At 64.9% G+C, this 17,070-nt stretch carries 6 protein-coding genes; 3 read left to right on the top strand and 3 right to left on the bottom strand.

The features are described from left to right. Positions 1-70: 70 nt before the first annotated feature. From EO136_RS15930 to EO136_RS15920, 3 genes are read right to left on the bottom strand one after another with little or no spacing between them, the layout of a single operon-like run. On the bottom strand, positions 71-496 hold the full coding sequence (locus EO136_RS15930) for a TadE/TadG family type IV pilus assembly protein (RefSeq protein ID WP_164730643.1): 426 nt from the start codon (positions 494-496) through the stop codon (positions 71-73). Then, positions 496-1,044, bottom strand: a complete 549-nt coding sequence (locus tag EO136_RS15925; RefSeq protein ID WP_164730642.1) for a TadE/TadG family type IV pilus assembly protein — start codon at positions 1,042-1,044, stop codon at positions 496-498. The genes EO136_RS15930 and EO136_RS15925 overlap by 1 nt, the downstream gene beginning before the upstream one ends. Further along, positions 1,041-3,053, bottom strand: a complete 2,013-nt coding sequence (locus tag EO136_RS15920; RefSeq protein ID WP_246018414.1) for a TadE/TadG family type IV pilus assembly protein — start codon at positions 3,051-3,053, stop codon at positions 1,041-1,043. Before EO136_RS15920 ends, EO136_RS15925 begins: the two co-directional genes overlap by 4 nt. Positions 3,054-3,436: 383 nt before the next feature. Between EO136_RS15920 and EO136_RS15915 the strand changes: the two genes are divergently transcribed. From EO136_RS15915 to EO136_RS15905, 3 genes are all read left to right on the top strand, one after another. After that, positions 3,437-4,912, top strand: coding sequence for a TolC family protein (locus tag EO136_RS15915; protein WP_164730641.1), 1,476 nt, complete (start codon positions 3,437-3,439; stop codon positions 4,910-4,912). Positions 4,913-4,925: 13 nt separating this feature from the next. After that, positions 4,926-5,753, top strand: a complete 828-nt coding sequence (locus EO136_RS15910) for an efflux RND transporter periplasmic adaptor subunit (RefSeq protein ID WP_164730640.1) — start codon at positions 4,926-4,928, stop codon at positions 5,751-5,753. Between the two features lie 130 nt (positions 5,754-5,883). Next, a complete protein-coding gene (locus tag EO136_RS15905; RefSeq protein WP_127145374.1) occupies positions 5,884-17,028 on the top strand; it encodes a calcium-binding protein in 11,145 nt (3,714 codons plus the stop codon). Positions 17,029-17,070: the final 42 nt, after the last annotated feature.

The following is a 17,070-nucleotide window of genomic DNA, read 5'->3' as shown; positions in this document are numbered from 1 at the left end:
AAAATTTCCTATATATTGCAGGTGCTTGATCTGACCATTCGGCGATGCGCGTGCGCGCGTTGGGAGGGGGTCAGACGGTTGACCAGTCGACAAAGCAGGCGTTGGCGGTGAAGTCGATGGCCATGTCGAGGGGGAAGACCGAGGCGAAGCTGGCCTGGAGTTCGACGGCGACGGCGTTGGGCAGGCCGTCGCATTCCACGCCGGTCTCGAGCCGCATGGTATCGGTGTCGAGCGATACCGCACGGCCCGCAGCGGTGGCGATGGCGAAGCTGCGAGAGTCGGCGAGGGAAAATCCTTCGGCGCCGCATTCGAGCTGGCCGACCCCTATGCAGCGCGCGGTCGCGGTGGCCACGTCATGGAGGGCTTCGCGCGTCCAGTAAGCGCGCGCGACCTCGATGGTGCCAAAGACGATGAGCAGGAACGGGGCGATCAGCAGAGCGAACTCCACGGCTGCGGCGCCCCTCGTGTCGCGGGCAAGCGCGTTGAGGCGGACCATCACTGGAGCGTCACCACGGTGCTGACGGTCATAGCCCCTTCCTCCACCAGACCATAGCCCAGAAACAGCGGCGAATAGGGCAGGGCCGCGGAGAGCTGGACGAACTGCCCCGCCCGTCCGCCATCGGCACAGACCGAACCGCATGTGACGGCGGCGCCCCAGGAAAGGGTGCCGGCATTGGTTGTCGGGCAGTGGCATTGGGTGAGCGGCCCGCCCGCCGGCTGGTACGAGCCGTCCGCATAGGTGACCGACGAGCCGTTGTTGAAGGTCGCGGTGCCGGTGGTGCGGTCCCCGGCACCCGAGACGATCATGCGCAGGGCCGTCTCCCCAACCCCCAGGGCCGTGCCCGGCTCCATGTCCTGACTGCTGGCCAGCACATAGGAGGTGGCGCCCGAGACAGCGGTTTCGAGCTGGGCGCGGGTGTAGACCAGCGTGCCGAAATCGACGATCGCCGCCAGAAGGGCGAGCATGACCGGGGCGATGAGTGCGAACTCGACCGCCGAGACGCCCTCCTCGCGCTTGAGCAGATCGGCGCGCGTCCCGATCATTGGACGAGGACGATCCTGCTGTCGCCGCCGCCTCCCCCGCCGCCGCCGCGCGCGGTCAGGCAGTCCGAGGCCGCCGACGCGCCGCCCGAGAGGTCGATGCGCGAACCGATCAGTTGCAGGCATTCGTCGCCCGCACCAGACAGGCCCGCGCCGCCGCCCATGGCGATCGGGCTGGTGGGGAAGTAGAAGGCGCCCGAGATGCGCGCGCCGCTGGCGCCCTGGACGAGGCTGGCGCCCTGGGTGCGTCCATTCTGGGGGCCGATGACCGCGAGGCCCATCAGCGGGCCGGAGGTGGGGGCCTTGAACAAGACGTTGGAATAGCCCGCCGCGATGCAGAAGGACGTGGACGCGCACGAGCCGCTGGTCGTGCCCGAAAGGCCCGAAAGCACCACGGTCACATCCTCGGCGTGCACGCTGACCGTCGAGCCGCCGCAACTGGCCGAGCCGCCGCCCGAGGCGCCCAGGAGGAACGATCCGTCCACGGTGTAGACGCCCGCGCCCAGAATGACGGCGCCCGAAGCCAGGAAGCTGCCGGCTATGTCGTGATTGGCTGAAGCGCTGACGATGAAGCACGAGCCTCCGCCGCCGCCATTGACGTGCCCGCGGATGGTGAAGGCGTTCTCGCCGGCAAGCGCATCGCCCATGGTGGTGCGCGACCCGCCCCCGAGCACGATGGCATTGCCGTTGTCGGGCGCGCCGAGCTGGAAGGTGTTGGTGGTGCCGGCGCCGAGCTGGAGCTGGGTGGCGGAATGAAACCCGGCGCTCAGGATGAAGTTGCTCGGTCCGTCGAAGGTCAGCTCCGAGCTGGCGCATATGCTGTGCCGGCCCTGATTGCCCCAGTTGCACCCCGTGTCGTTGGGGCCCACGACATAAGTGCCCTTGCCAAAGCGGGTGCGGGTGCCGCCCGACGTGTTGATGCCGCGCGCGATCGTATAGTGCCCGTCCCCGAAGGTGATCTGCGCGCTGCCCGACACCGTGATGCCGCCATTGAAGGTGTAGCGCTTGGTGGCCGCGCTGCCGGTGTTGAACTGCACCGTGATGTTGGCGTCCACGATCAGGGGGCCGAAATTGTGCTCGGCCTGGCCGGCCGGACAGGTGACGGTGTAGCTGGGAGCCGACCCGGCCAGCGAGCAGCCCGCCGAAGCAAGGCGCGTGGTGAGGTTGGCATCCTGGCCCCAGCTGAAGCGCAGCTCAGGGCCGTTGGGGACCGCGGGGATGGTGATGGCCGGCATGGACGCGACAGCCGCAAGGCGACCGCTGAGCGCTGCGACCGTGGCATCGCCCGCCAGCGGATCGGGCGTGGGCGCCTTGTTGATGGTCCCGGCGCTGCCATCTGGCGAGCGGATGCCGCCGCATGGGTTGGTGGGGGCGGTCGTATCGTAGTTGACTTCCACGGCGGTGATCGAGGTGCCGCAGGGCACCCGGAGCGTGCTGTTGGAGGAGACCGAGCAGTTGACCGCGCTCACGCTCGTGCCGCCCGAGAGGGTGACCCCGGTCTGGGCGGGGTCGAGCGCGACGATGCAGCCGGGCGTGCCGGCCGAGCCCGTGGTGCCGATGGCGGCAAAGGAATCGGCGGCGACGGTCAGCATGGGATTGGCGCCCAGGGCGCGGCCCAGGATGATGCCTTGCCGGGTGGCGATATTGACCCGCACCGCGTCCCCGGTGCCGCGGGGCGAGGCGACGATCTCAGCGGTTACGGCATCGGCGGGGAGCCCGTTCTGGAGCGCGATCCGCCTCACCGTGGCGTCGAGTTCGGCCTCGGAGCTTGTCGCGGAATACTGGATCGCGCCGGCAAAGGCGGCGATGTCGGCGACGCGCTGGTTCTGGGACCGGGTGACCAGCCCATAGCCATATTCGATGGCCAGCGCTCCGCTGCCCAGAAGCACCGGCAGCAACAGTGCGCCGATGATCACGAAATTGCCCGCCTCGTCCCTGCCAAAACGGCGGGCCGTGCCGAGCATGCGCATGGCCGATTTCGTTGCGCGGCGCGCCAGTTTCAAAGTGTCCATCTGCGTCCCCGATGCGCTCCCGGCGCGCCAAATCAATGCAAGTCGCGTCAGACCAAGGCACACCCTCGCAAATAAACGTAAGCGCCCCCTTAAGCGGCGTCTTGAGATTGACTGCAGGGCCGTAACCTGTGGGACCGCCGGGGATGTGGAAAAGGTGGCAAGACCATGGCTTTTGAGGGGCGGGGTGGAGAGGGAAATCTGGCGGGTTCCCCGCGATTTATCCGGCCTGGCCTTAATTCCACCAGGTGTTGCCCAAATGTCACCAATGAATCGACAAGTTTGTCGAACGAGCTTGGAGTGTTGTCGGGCAAGGTTTCGTTAACAAGTATGGCGGTACCGCTGGGAGTCGCAACACACAACACATGATTCGGTCGGGCCACAATATGCGCAAAGCATCCGCCGCCGCCACAATGGCGCTTCTTCTCGCGAGCGTAGCCGGCTGTGCCACGCTCGAAAGTTCGCAAGGGGTATCCACCCAGGCGAGCGCAGATCTCAACAGCTGGTCGAGCGATGTCGACAAGCAACTGGCCGAAATGAATGCTTCGGGTACGGTATCGTCCTATGCATCGCCCGGTCAGGTGCTCGACGATCGTCCGGTGATCGGGATCGGCGAATTGTACCGCACGGGCCTCTCCAGCAATCACAGGATTGCCGCGGCCTCCGCGCAGGTTCAGGCGGCCGATGCCGAGCTTGCCAACGCCGCGCTGCGGTTTTTTCCGTCGGTGACCGGCCGGGCCTCGATGACGGGGACCTATCAGGACATCATCGATTCCGACAACCAGGTTTTCCAGCAGGGCGAGGCCTATTACGAGACCTCGAACGTGGCGCTGGAAATGCGCATGCCGATCGTGAACATCGAATCGGTGTTCAACGCCCGCAAGACCGCGGCCGCCCGGCGCAAGAGCTATGTCGAATATATCGACACCGCCCAGACCTATGTGCGTGACCTGGTCCTTGCCTATGTGGACGTGGCCGAGGCCGATGCGGTGCTCGTGGAATATCGCGATCGCGTGCGGCTGTTGTCCAATCACGTTGCCGGCGAGCGCCAGCGCAGCGCGGCGGGATCGGGAAGCCCCGAGGCGGTAAAGCGCTACGAGCAGGAGCTTGCCAATGCGCGCTCCCAGCTCACCTTGCAGGAAACCCGCCGGGAAGTGGCGCTCTCGCGCATCCGGGAGCTGACGGGGGAAACCGTGGGCGGGGTCAAGGGGCATGTGGATCTGGCGGCCCTGGCGCTGCCGAGCCCGGACGCTTCCACGCTGACCAATCTCGCCCTGCGCAACAATGCCCGCTACGCAGCCAAGCGCTACGAGCTCGAAGTGTTCGACGACGAAGTGCGCCGTGCGGCGGCGTCCGATTTCGGGCCGACGCTCGATGCGTTCGGGTCCTACGAGTACGAGGATCGCGGCGGCAGCCAGTTCGGCGGCGGCGCGATCACCGTGCAGGGCGTGCTGGGGGTGGAGCTTTCGGTGCCGATCTTCAACGCGCGCGGCAATGGCTATCAGGTGACGACCGCGCGGGCGCGCAACCAGCAGATTTCGGCCGAGCTGGCCATGGTGCGCCGCGAGACCGAATCCTCGATCGCGCTGGCCTTGGGCAATTACATGCTGGCCCAGCAGCGCATCACCCATGACCGTGCCGCGGTCGGGGCGGGCTCGGGCCTGATTTCGCTCGTTGGCCAGCGGATCGATGCGGGCGGGGCCATCCAGGGCGAAGACCTCGAGGCCAAGCTCGATCAGGCCAGCTATCGCCGCCAGCTTGCGCAGGCCGAGTTCCAGCTTCTGCGCGAATGGATCACGATCAAGTACCTGGTGGGCGCCATCAGCGAAGCCGATATCGCGATCTTCGATGCGCGGAGCTAGGGGACACCGCGCCATGGTTTCCCTTTGCGCCGCCGCCCTTGGTGCCGGCAGTGCAGCCGGCGCGCTGGCCCAGTCCCCGGTTCCCGCGGACGTGGTTTCCTGCCTCGTTCTGCCCTGGGACGTGGTGGACCTGGCCGCGCCCGGTGACGGCATCGTGGCAGAGATGGCTGTGGAGCGCGGCGACGAGGTGCGCGAGGGGGAGCTTCTGGTGCGCCTGGCCGACCGGCTCCAGCTTGCCAACCTCGCGCTGGCCGAGGCGCGGGCGGCGGACACCAGCCAGGTGGATCTGGCCGAAATCCGGCTCGACATCGCCCAGAGTTCCTATGACCGGAACCTGCCGCTTTTCGAACGCCAGCAGGTGACCGGAGACGAGTGGGACCGGATCCGGGGGACGCGGGACCTGGCGCAGGTCGAGCTGGATGCGGCGCGCGAGGCAGGGGAGCTGGCCCGGATCGAGGTCGAGCGGGCCCAGGCCTCGCTCGAGCTCACGCGGGTCTATGCGCCCGCCGATGCGGTCGTGCTCCAGCGCGGGGTTTCTGTGGGCGAGACCACGGCCGGGGCGGTCCTGTTGCAGCTGGCGGTGATCGACCGGCTGCGCGTGGAGGTGTTTGCCCAGGCGCGCAGCTTTGCGGCCTGGCAGGAAGGCGAGACGATACCGGTGGCGGTCAACCTGCCCGAGCCGGCGCAGATCGACGCGCGGGTGCGCGCGGTCAATGCGGTGTCGGATGCGGGCACCGGGGTGATCGGGGTGCAGCTCGAGCTGGACAATGGGGACGGCGCCGTTCTTCCCGGCCAGCCCTGCACGCTGGCAGAACCAGTCAATTCCGGGCGTGAAGGTTAAGATGATTTTCACGGCCGTCAGAGCAGTTTTTTCAATGGCGGACGGGCGCCGGGCGATGCGTGCGGGATCCCTGGCGATTCCGCGGCAACCGGAATTCCGCATACTCGACCGATAGACAGGACGTAAGATCATGGTGCGCGCGCTGGTTGGGGAGTTCGAGGGCTACGGGCGGACCGAGGCGGATGATGGCTTTGGGGGGGCTCGGGTTCCGGCCAATGAGGACGCGCTGACGGCGACCGCAGCGCCCGCGCCCGATATCGCCATCATGCCGCTCGAGCCGCGCATCATGATGGACGCGACGCTCGATCTGGGGCTGGTCGAGTTTTTCGGAGATCAGGACCCGGCCGACACCATCGTCGACATGCTCACGCTGGCCAACCAGCTCACCGAGCAAATGGGCGCGTTTTCCGACGCGCTGGCCAGCCAGCTCGCCGACGCCATGGGCAGCGCCGCCGATCTGTTCGCGGGCGAAAACGACAACTCCTATCTGCTGGACGACGGCTCGAGCCTGGACGAGGCCTTCGCCTCGCTGCGGCTGCTGGGCGATGCCCTGGCCGACAGCATTACGGGCGGGATCGAAGATGATATCGAGGGCGTGCTCAATCTGGTGGTTGGGCAACTCCAGGACGAGTTCCAAGATCTGACGCAAACCAATTTCTCAGGACTGTCCGAGGACGAGCGCACTGCTATCTACAGCGCCGCCAATGAGGCGCTGGCCGGGCTCGATGCCAGCTCGATCTTCCAGGCGGACACCCTGTTCCGCTCGGTGCTGGAAATGTCGGAAGAGATGGCGATCTCGTTCGGCCTGCCCGGGGCGGACGACGAGCTGCCCTCCGGCGAGGCCGGAAACGAGCCCGATTACCTTTCCGATTCCGAGATCAGCAGCTACGCGGCGAGTCTGAAGACCGCCATGTTCGAGGCCATCGGCACCGGGCTGTCTTCGAGCGTTCCCAATTTCAATGCTGTGCTGACGCTCGAGAACATCTCGGACAAGGTGATTTTCACGCAGGGCGCCGACACCTCCGAGGTCGATGTCGAGATCGCCTTTGGCCAGATGCTTCCCGATCTGGAGGCGATCTTTGCCAGCATGGGGCTGACCGGCGAGACGGTCGATGGCTGGGACCTCATGCTCGATGGTCTCGCGGATATGAGCTTCGGGTTCACGATTTCGGCTGAGAGTGCTGGATCGCTGGGGGATGGCTACACCACCACGCTGAGCTTCGGGGATTTCTTCGCCACGACAGATGACGGGGAGAACCCTGTCGACGGGCTGCGCCTGGGGGGCGCGCTGGACGAGAGCTTTATCGAGGGGCTCGGCATCACCGCCGGGTTGTTCAGCGCCGAGGTGACGGCGATCGAACTGGCGCTGTTCGAGCTGGGCTTTGCCGAGAACGAAAGCATTTCGTTCTCTTTCTCGACCTCGGACTTCGTCGTGAGCACCGAAGCTGCGCTCGATGAACTGCTCGTGGTCTCGATTACCCAGGCGGGCGCAAGCGAAAGCGAGACGTTCAATCCCGACGCCGAGTATACGCTGGCGGCCATCGATTTCACCGCGACCATCGATTGGGGCCTGGGCGATATCCTCGAGGGGATCGACGAGGACGTTCCCCACAGCCTCGGGGTCGAGGGCACGCTGGCGCTGGCCGGCGCCGTCTCCGCTCCGGTTCTGGCCGTGAGCGCACAGGCCAAGGCCTTCGACCAGGATGGCGTCGAGATCGGGGTTTCCGAGGACGGCGACGAGGCACGGCTGGAAGCGCTGACGGACATGGTGCTCGGGCTGATGGACCTTGAGGGCGCCGATTTCATCAACGCGCTTTCCGATGCCGTGTCGCGGCTCGACATCATCTTCAATTCCAGCCTGTTCGACATCGAGCTTCCCTTCCTCGAGGATTTCGATCTCACCAGTCTCAACACGCTCTATCAGGAGCTTTCGACCGCCCTGCTGCGGCCGATGAATGTGGATCTTTCCATTCTCGGGCTCGCTGCGGGCAATGACACGTCGTCCGGCGGCGCCATCGTCATCGAGGCGCTTGCGACCGACTCCGAGACGGGCACGGTCCTCCCCGATCAGGAGAACGCCACGATCGCCTTCGATCTGGACATCACGATCGATGACGAGAGCAGGGCTTACGAGGTTTCACTCGACGTTCCAGAGGGCGGGTTCGCTTCGATGGACGCGCTGGCTGCAGCGCTGAAGGATGCGCTGGCCGGTGTGATCGTCGAGGACATCACCATCCCCAACCATGACGGGGACGTGACCCTCGCGGACATCTTCCAGGTCAGCGCGGTGCGCGGTGACATCGAGCTGCGCAGCAATATGGTCGACGGGTTCACCATCGCCGATGCGGGACCCGGGCCGAGCGCACGCGCGATTCTGGGGCTTGAGAGCGCCAACGATACGGCCAGCTTCGACCAGCCGCTGACCGGCACGCCGCTCGACGCGCTGACCGGCGATGGCTGGATGTCGCTCTACCAGATCAATCTCGACATCGTGCGCACGGTCACTTTCGACGATGACAGCGCGGAGACGGCAATCTATCGCACCTTCACGCTGTCGCCCAGCGACGGCGCCTGGACGGCCGAGGACCTGGCCGGACAGCTCAACGATTTGTTCGAGGCGGCCGGAATTACGATGTCCGCGATCGTAACCGAGGCGGGCGGGCTGGAGTTTACCGTCGTCGAGGAAGACGCCGAAGCGGCCTATTCCAAGGATGGTGCAGAAGTCGAGGACGTGGCGTTCCAGTTCTCGGTCGCCGGCGCCAAGGCATCGGTCGCGACGAGCATCGAAGCGCTGCAGGGCTTCGTCAACGAGGTGCTGGGCGAAGCCGTTCCCGGGGCAAGCCTTGCCTTTGATCTCGAGCGCGGGGACCTCGTCCTCGACCTGCCCGGGTTCAGTTTTGCGGGCAGCACCGAATTCAGCACACAAATCGCGGCGGCGCTTGGGCCCATCGCGGAAGTCGATATCCAGGCCGCGGTGTCGCTGGCGGCCCAGTTCGCCTTCGGGTTCTCGTTCGGCGTGGACCTTGCCGGGCTCTTCGGGGCAGAGGGCGAGGAGACGCTGAGCGACTTCATTTTCCTCGAGAACGTTGCGTTTTCAGCTGAGATCGACGGGGTCGCGGACGACATTTCGGGCGCCGGGCGGCTCGGCATCGTCGAGGTGGATATCGGCGGCGATGACACCAACCAGGTTGCGGTCGGGGCCCGATTCGATGCCGGTCTGGTCGGCGAGGACGGGGACGCGGGCACCTATTCCACGCGCATCGGGCTCGAAGAGCTCTTCGAGAAGGCCCGCAGCCTCGATGGCATCACCAGCATGGTGGGCACGCTCGATCTCGTGGGGACCGTCGGCGAGGACGGCGCTTTCGTGAACATTCTGCTCCAGGATGTGCGCGTGGGCGTCTCGGGGATCAATATCGGCATCGAGGAAACGGCGATCGAGAGCGTCGAGGCGAGCCTGTTCGACATCTTCGCGCCGACCGATTGGGTGCTCGATATCCAGAGCCCGGTTGTCAGCCTGATCATGGGCCTGGGCACCGACGATTTCATCGACACGCTCTACAACTCCCTCGTGCTGGTCGATCAGCTCCTGAACGGGCTCGCCGAGGACCTGGGCTTTCTGGGCACCGATATCCCGGTCCTGGGCATCTCGGTGCTCGATGCCATGGATTTCGCCAAGGATCTGGCGGGCGAACTCCAGGCGTTCAAGGACAGCCCCAATGCCGGGCTCGAGGACATCTCTGCGTCGCTGTCGTCGGCCTTTGGCCTGGATGAAGGCGATCTGCAACTCGTCTGGGACGATGTCGAGAAGGTCTTTTACGTCTCGCTTGGCCTTGATTTCTTCGGCGGGGAGACCGCCTACGACTTCTCGCTCGACCTGGCCAGCCTGCTCGAAGACATGGTGGGCTCGGACTCCGCGGTGGCCAATGTGCTGTCGGTGGCGTCCTCGCTCGGCAACGTCACTGGCGACGGGCGCATCGTGCTCGATGCCGATCTCGGCTTCGATCTCACCTTCGGGCTCGATCTTGCCGGGGTGATGGGCGAGAACAGCGAAGCCGTGACGACCATCACCGCGCTGTCGGCGCTCGCGGGGGTGTCCCAGATCACCTACAACACCTCTTCCTCCGGACACGGGGGCAGGGACGTTCTCGTCTCGGTGGCGCGCACCGGCGGCGAAGAGCCCGAATATATCGACATCAAGGTCGATCTCGACGGCGCGACGACCGTAGGCGAGGCGATCAGCGCGCTCTATGAGGCGATCGGCGCGACCGTGGGGGCCGAAGGCGTCGAGATCGTCGTGACGGGCGTTAACGGTTATGATGAGCCGGTGACCCTGACGGTGGGTGCGAATCTATCCAATCTCGATGGCATCGAAATTACAGCAATCGGTTTTGTCGACACCGGGGTCGCGGTGTTCGACGACGCCGACAGCACCGTGCTGTTCGGCGAGGGTGGCGCCATCGAGGCGAGCGAGATCGGCGGCAGCCTCGTGGTCGAGGGCGTGGACCTCACCGCGGACGGCCTGGACCTCGATGCAGGCTACAGCTTCTCGCTGATCGTCAACGGTGCCGATCCGGTCGCGATCGCGGTCGGTGAAGCTGAAGATGACGGGCGGACCGCAGAGGAGTTCGTTGCGGCCATCAACGAAGCGATTGCTGCATCCATGGTGTCGCGTGCCGATCTGGGTCTCGGCCTGCCGGTGAACATCTCGCTGGGCAAGCTGGTGGTGGCGCAACTGGACGATGACGGGCATCTGGTGCTCGGCGCGACCAATTTTGCCGAAACCATCGGCAAGGACCCCATCAGTTTTGCGGTTGCCGGCGCGCTCACGGGCCTGTCCTCGGAAATATCGGTCTTCGATCTGGGCGGCTCCAATATCGCCCGGGCCCTGGGCTTCGATGGCGTGGAGCCGGGAACGCTCGCGATCAGCGGCGCGGATCTTTCCGCGCGTGGGCCGGACAGCGGTGTTCAGGCGTTCCTTGTGACCGAGGACATCGAGGTCGCCGGCAAGACGCTCGGCGGCACGGGCATCCGCTTCGAGTTCATCGCCGGCGTGCCCGAAGGGCTCAACATGTCGCTGGCCTTCGGGCCGCTCTCGGTCAATGTGGTCGACGGCGTCGCGGTGATCGGGGACGGCGAGGGCGACAATGCGTTCGTCCGCTTCGGGCTCGACGATGGGGCGGATGATTATCTCGGCTCCCCAGACGACGGCCGGCTCTATATCGGGGCGATCGCCGATGCGTTCACCGGGTCCGAGGAGATTGCGCCGGACCAATTGTTCACCTTCGATGCCAAGGCGGCGCTCGAGCTGGTGCTGCCGCTCCAGGATTCGCTGGGGCTGCTGTCCTCGGTGGAGGATGCGGGCATTTCGATCTCGGGCGATCTGTTCGCCACGACGGAAGAGGGGCTCTCGGGCGCGCTGGTCACGCTCTTTACCGGGGACGGGTCGATCTCGGACGATCTCGACGTCGAGATCAAGCTTCCCGATTTCAGCGAGCTGCTCGCCAACATCAATCCCTATGCGATCCTGAACGATCCCATCCTGTTGACCAACGGGCTGGAGACGATCCTCGCCCAGATCGACAAGACGCTGCGGGCGGTGATCCGGGCGATGGACCTGCCGATCGTGGGCGACGCCATGACCCAGGGCCTCACGGTCTTCAACGACATCGCTTCGGCCATTCTCGAGCCGATCAAGGTCGCGGCCAACACGCCCGATGCCGATGGGGAACTGCCCACCACGATCGACCTGCTGACCGGTGTGGTCAACGACGCCCTCAAGTCGCTTTTCGGGGTGGAAGACGACCTGATCCGGGCCGTGCTGACCAAGGATCAGGACAACCCCTCGATCGTCGCCGAACTCTTCCTTTCGGACTTCACGATCTTCCAGGCGATTCTGGATGTGGGCTTCGATCTGGGCGTGCCCGGGTTCCATCTCGATGTGGGCGAAAACTCCGCCCTGGAGTTCGAGGTCCTGGCCGATATCAACATCGCCTTCGGGCTCGACAAAATGGGGTTCTTCTTCCTCAACGACACGGACAATGCCGAAATCGTCATTAAGGCGTTGGTCAGGACGGGGGACGACTTCGTGGCTTCCGCCTCTCTCGGGCTGGTGGGTATGGCGCTTTCTGGCAAGGCGCTCGATAGCAATGGCCATGAAACCGGCTATGGCGCGGAAATCAGCGGGTCGATCGAGATCGATCTGTTTACCGACCTCGGGACCGAGATCGATTTCGACCGGTTCAACGCAGCTGTCAGCGACTATGGCCGCGGCAACGGATACGAGAATATCGTCCGGCTCAACGAACTCTCGACGTCCAAGTCCGGCGAGGGTGAAGGGACACGGCTGGTGTCGATCACAGGCGTGTTTGCCGTGCATGTGGACATGGGCCTGACCACTTCGGTGGTCAATCCGGTCGACGGCCAGCCGATCACCGCGCTGCCCAGTGCCCTGGCGGACTTCGTGTTCGACGCGCGCTACGAAATCGGCGGCGAGCTCGAGATGATCACGCTCGAGTTCCAGGACGTGGGCATCTATGCGGGCGACTTCCTCAAGGACAACGTTCTGCCGGTCCTCAACCAGATCAACGCGTACGTATCCCCGATCGCGGACATGGTGCAGTTCCTCAAGGACACCGCCATCGGTTCGTTCTCGATCTACGATCTGATCTACCAGATCACCCAGTATACCGCCCCGGCTGCCCTGTTCGTCTTCGAGGCGGTGGACACCATCACAGGTGTGATCGATTTCATCACGGATCTCGGGGACGATGCGACGGTCTATTTCGGCTCGTTCTCGCTGCTGTCGCCGGCCACTTCGACCGGGGTGGTGGATACCAGCAGCCCCAAGGGCATGGGCAATCTCAGGGTTTCGGGCAGCGCCTCTGCCGAGAGCTCTCTGACGCTCGAGGGCGCTATCACAAATTCAAAGCCCGGCATCAGTTTCGACCTCGTCGCGCTGACCGACGTCTCGAACGTGCTCAATCTGATCAGCGGCAATCTCGAAGCGGTCGAGCTGTTCGAGATCGACATCACGCTGCTGGACTTCACGCTCGATATCAATCTGGTGGCGGCGCTGAAATCGGCGGTCAGCTTCATACCCGGGGAGGTGGTCGACGCGCTGCTGGGCGGGGCCTCGGCGAGCTTTTACATCCATGCCGGGGCTGGCCTTACCGTCGGCTATGACCTCTATGGCATCGCGCAGTTCCTGGGCTCGGGCGAAGCCGAGGACATTCTGGACGGCATGTATTTCGATGCAGACCGCTCGCTGCTCGAGCTCGACGCGTCGTTCCGCGTCGGGCTGGGCATCAACCTCGCCGTCATCAAGGCCGGGCTGGAGTTGAGCGGGTATTTCGCGCTCGAGATCTCGATGAATGACCCCAATGATGACGGCAAGCTGCGTATGAGCGAGCTGATCTGGGTGGTGGCAGATAACAGCATCTTCGATCTGTTTGAGGGCAGCGTCGCGGGTGGGCTGGGCCTGAGCGTCTATTTCGAGCTCGACCTGTTCTTCTTCTCGGTGGGCGGAAGCTGGGACATCCTCGACATCAGCTTTTATGAAAGCTTCGGGGCCACGTTCGATCCCGTGTACCTGACCGACGACGACGGCGTGACCACGCTCAATGTGGGCGCGGCGGCCAACAGGCAGGTCGGCGGCGACGTGGTCGACGGCAATGACGAGATCACGATCGACGGCAGGACCGTCATGATCGGTGACAACGCTGTTGGCTCGATCTCGGGGAACACGCTGCTGATCTACGCCGGTGAGGGCGACAACGTCATCGACCTTTCCCGGCTGTCTTCGGAGATCGACTTCCAGGTGTTCACCGGGGACGGAGACGACACCATCATCGTCGGCAATTCCTCGGGCATCATCTCGACCGGGTCGGGCAACGACCAGGTGCTGTATGGCGGGGTCGGCAGTGCGGTCAATTTCGCCAGCTTCGGGCTGATGAGCTTCGGGATGTTCATGGGCGGTGCTTCGCCCAATGCGATCCCCTCGGCGCCGGGCGGCACGCCGGCGATGCCGACCGCGAGCACGGCGCCGACCAGCAATGGCGCGGTCAGCGGCCGGACGCCGAGCACGTCGGACCAGTCCCTGCTCATTCTGGGCAGCGGTGGCGACACCATCGACATGTCGGGGTACGAGGCTTCCATGATCGTGGTTGCGACGGCGCTCGAGATCACGGGCAACCAGGGCGAACGCATAGACATCGCCGAATGGGCACAGGCCGAGTTCCAGGGCGACGATTACTACATGGATCGCGTCAAGGCCAAGATCGACGAGGCGATGCCTACCTTCACGGCCCTCAGCCAGACCCGGGGGGACGATGGAGACACGTTCATCCGCACCGGGACGGGCAACGACATCATCTTTGCCGGCAAGGGCAATGACACCATCATCAGTGAAGGCGGCAACAACATCATCTTTGCCGGGGCCGGCAATGACGCCGTTACGGTGCTGGGCGATGGGGATAACTGGATAGAAGGCGGCGCGGGCGGAGATGTCATTCTGGGCAGCGGCGGGAACGACACCATCATGGGCTGGGGCCGCTTCGACGCCAGCACGACCATTGCCGAGTACGAAGCGGCGCTGGGCTGGATGACAGGCCCGCAAAGGTCCGATTTCGCCGATCTCGTGCGCACACTTGTGCTCGACGATGGCGGGGACTGGATCGAGGGCGGTGCCGGCGAGGATATCCTCGTGGGCAATGGCGGGGCCCGCAACGTGATCCTGGGCGGGGACGAGGACGACCTTATCCTCGCGGGCACCGGCAATGACATCCTCGTCGGCGGCGATGCGGAGATCAGGCTGTCGAACAATACGGTGGTCAGCCAGGTGGCGGATTTCAACCCGGTCGGCAGGTTCACGATCTCGGCCGTCTTCGGCGAGGACGGTGACGACCGCCTTTACGGCGGGGCGGGCAACAACGTCATCATCGGTGGTGGCGGGAGCGACGAGATCGAGGGCGTGAAAGGCACCAATGTGCTGGTCGGCGACTATGCCGACGTAACGTTCTCGGGCGCGTCCACCGCGCTCTCGGTGATCTCGACCGGCATCGACGAGATGAGCCAGGGCGATGACGCGATCATCGGCGGCGCGCTTGCGGACGTGATCGTGGCCGGCGGTGGTGCCGACCTCGTTTCGGCGGGCAATGGGCGCAATATCGTCATCGGTGACAATGCCAGGCTGACCTCGACGAACCTCTTTGAGGGCGTGACCTCGCTCGTCTCGCTTCTGGGCGCGATGGACGATGCCGACGCGATCTATTCGGGCATCAACTGGTCGGTGATCGTGGCCGGTGGCTCCAGGTCCGAGCATGGGGACTATATCTCGACCGGCCATGTTTATAATGCGCCTGAGGACGCCAAGGCCGAGGGTGTGATCGTCTTTGGCGACTATGGTGATCTCGAGGGGGCGCTGCTGGCCCCGGCGACGATCACGACCACGTTCGATGCCGGCGATGCCGACGTGATCATCACGCGGGGGGGCAACGACATCATCTTCGGGGGGGGCGGGGACGACCAGATCTCCTCGGGCAATGGGGACGACATCATTTTCGGTGATACGGGCACCTACCGGCTGGTGCGCACCGCGGGCGTGGATGTCGAGCTTTCGACCGACCACGACGCGCTCGCCAATCCGCAGTCCGGCCAGACCCTCGACAGCGTCACGAGCCTCGGCGACGACCTGATTGCAGCGGGCGATGGGGACAACATCGTCTTCGGTGGCGCGGGAGCCGACCTTATCGCGACCGGCGCGGGCGATGATCTGGTGCTGGGCGACAATGGCTATGTCGAACTGGCCTTTGCCGATGGCGGCAACCAGCGCCTCTATGCGGAAGGCCGGAACACCGCCCATGGCGGAGACGATGTGATCGAAACCAATGCGGGCGACGATGTGATCCTGGGCGGCTTCGGCAACGACACCATCGATGCGGGTGCGGACAACGACATTGCGCTGGGCGACTGGGCGATGGTCGATTTCGTTGCGGGCTCGGTTTCGACCCAGGCGCGCGAGGATGGCGGAGCAGACACCATCGCCGGCGGGGATGGCGACGACATCGTTATCGGCGGCCGGGAGGGCGACAGGCTTTCGGGCGGCGGCGATGCCAATGTGATCATCGGCGACTATGCGAGCCTGACCTGGTCCGGCCGGTTCGACATCGTCACCCTCACGCTCGATGGGATCGACACCTTCGGCGACGACCTCATCTATCTCGGCCATGATCCCGAGTTTGCATCCGGCCAAAACGCCGAGGGCAATTCCATCGGGGTTGGCGGGCGCGGGGACGACGAGATCCACGGCGGGGCCGGCAACGACATGATTCTCGGCGACTGGGGGATCTTCGCGCTCCTCGATCCCGCGCTGTATCCGAACATGAGCGCGTTCGACCGCATCGTGACCGTGGAATCGACGCTCAACTGGGCGCGCGGCGACGACAGGTTGTACGGCCATGACGGGCGCGACATCATCATCGGCGGGGATGGCGACGACTATATCGAGGGCGGGGACGGCCAGGACCTGCTTGCGGGCGATGCCGCGATCTACCGTAACGACCACGATGGCTGGGAGCTGTTCGAGAGCCGCTTCCCGTTCAGTGGCGGCGACGACGTGATCCGAGGCGGGGCAGGCAACGACATCGTGGTGTCGGGCTTTTTCAACCTGGGCGTGCCCGGAGCGGGCGACCGCATCGAGGGCGACACGGTCGAGGACTTCCTGATGGGCGACGCGGGCTCGATCCTGATCTTTGAGGGCAAGGTCATCCGCTTCAATTATCTCGGTATCGAGACCAAGGAGCTGATCTCGGACAACCAGCTCGGGGCTTCGGCGGGCGTTCTGATGCGCCCGGCCGATTATGTGCCCGACATGCTGCGCCCGATCATGACCACATCGCCCTTCTCTTCGGCGCTTCCGGGCACGCTCGACGTCGCGTTCGATCCCGAGGCCGACATCGCGCGCGGCGACGAGATGATTCTGCTGAGCCTCGACAATTGGATCCGGGCGGTGCTGCTCGACCGCGAGATGCTGGCGCTCTTCGATATGTATCGACAAGGCGCCATTTTCGAGGATGATCTGGAAGAGGCGATTCGCGAGGCTCTCCAAGCGATGCTGTTCGACCGGTACGGGTCGGCCATCCCCGGCGACATCCTCGCAATGGTCGAGCGCTATATCGAGGTTCTGCTGAACCTGCTCGACGAGGAGCGCAGTGCAACCGGCTCGGTGCCCCAGCCCGATGTGATGGGCCAGAGCCAACAGAACCAGTCCGTCAACTAGGGCGGCAAACCGCAACACACCGGGATGCTCGGCTTGCCGGGC

Origin of the sequence: Pelagibacterium montanilacus, assembly GCF_003992665.1 — a bacterium.
Lineage (GTDB): Bacteria > Pseudomonadota > Alphaproteobacteria > Rhizobiales > Devosiaceae > Pelagibacterium > Pelagibacterium montanilacus.
Note: the sequence above shows the minus strand (reverse complement) of the source record. Positions and strands in the feature narration are given on the sequence as shown.

Bases quoted from the DNA above. Each gene is read 5' to 3' on its own strand.
- EO136_RS15930 (WP_164730643.1), bottom strand. From the start codon at position 496: ATGGTCCGCCTCAACGCGCTTGCCCGCGACACGAGGGGCGCCGCAGCC.
- EO136_RS15925 (WP_164730642.1), bottom strand. From the start codon at position 1,044: ATGATCGGGACGCGCGCCGATCTGCTCAAGCGCGAGGAGGGCGTCTCG.
- EO136_RS15920 (WP_246018414.1), bottom strand. From the start codon at position 3,053: ATGGACACTTTGAAACTGGCGCGCCGCGCAACGAAATCGGCCATGCGC.
- EO136_RS15915 (WP_164730641.1), top strand. From the start codon at position 3,437: ATGCGCAAAGCATCCGCCGCCGCCACAATGGCGCTTCTTCTCGCGAGC.
- EO136_RS15910 (WP_164730640.1), top strand. From the start codon at position 4,926: ATGGTTTCCCTTTGCGCCGCCGCCCTTGGTGCCGGCAGTGCAGCCGGC.
- EO136_RS15905 (WP_127145374.1), top strand. From the start codon at position 5,884: ATGGTGCGCGCGCTGGTTGGGGAGTTCGAGGGCTACGGGCGGACCGAG.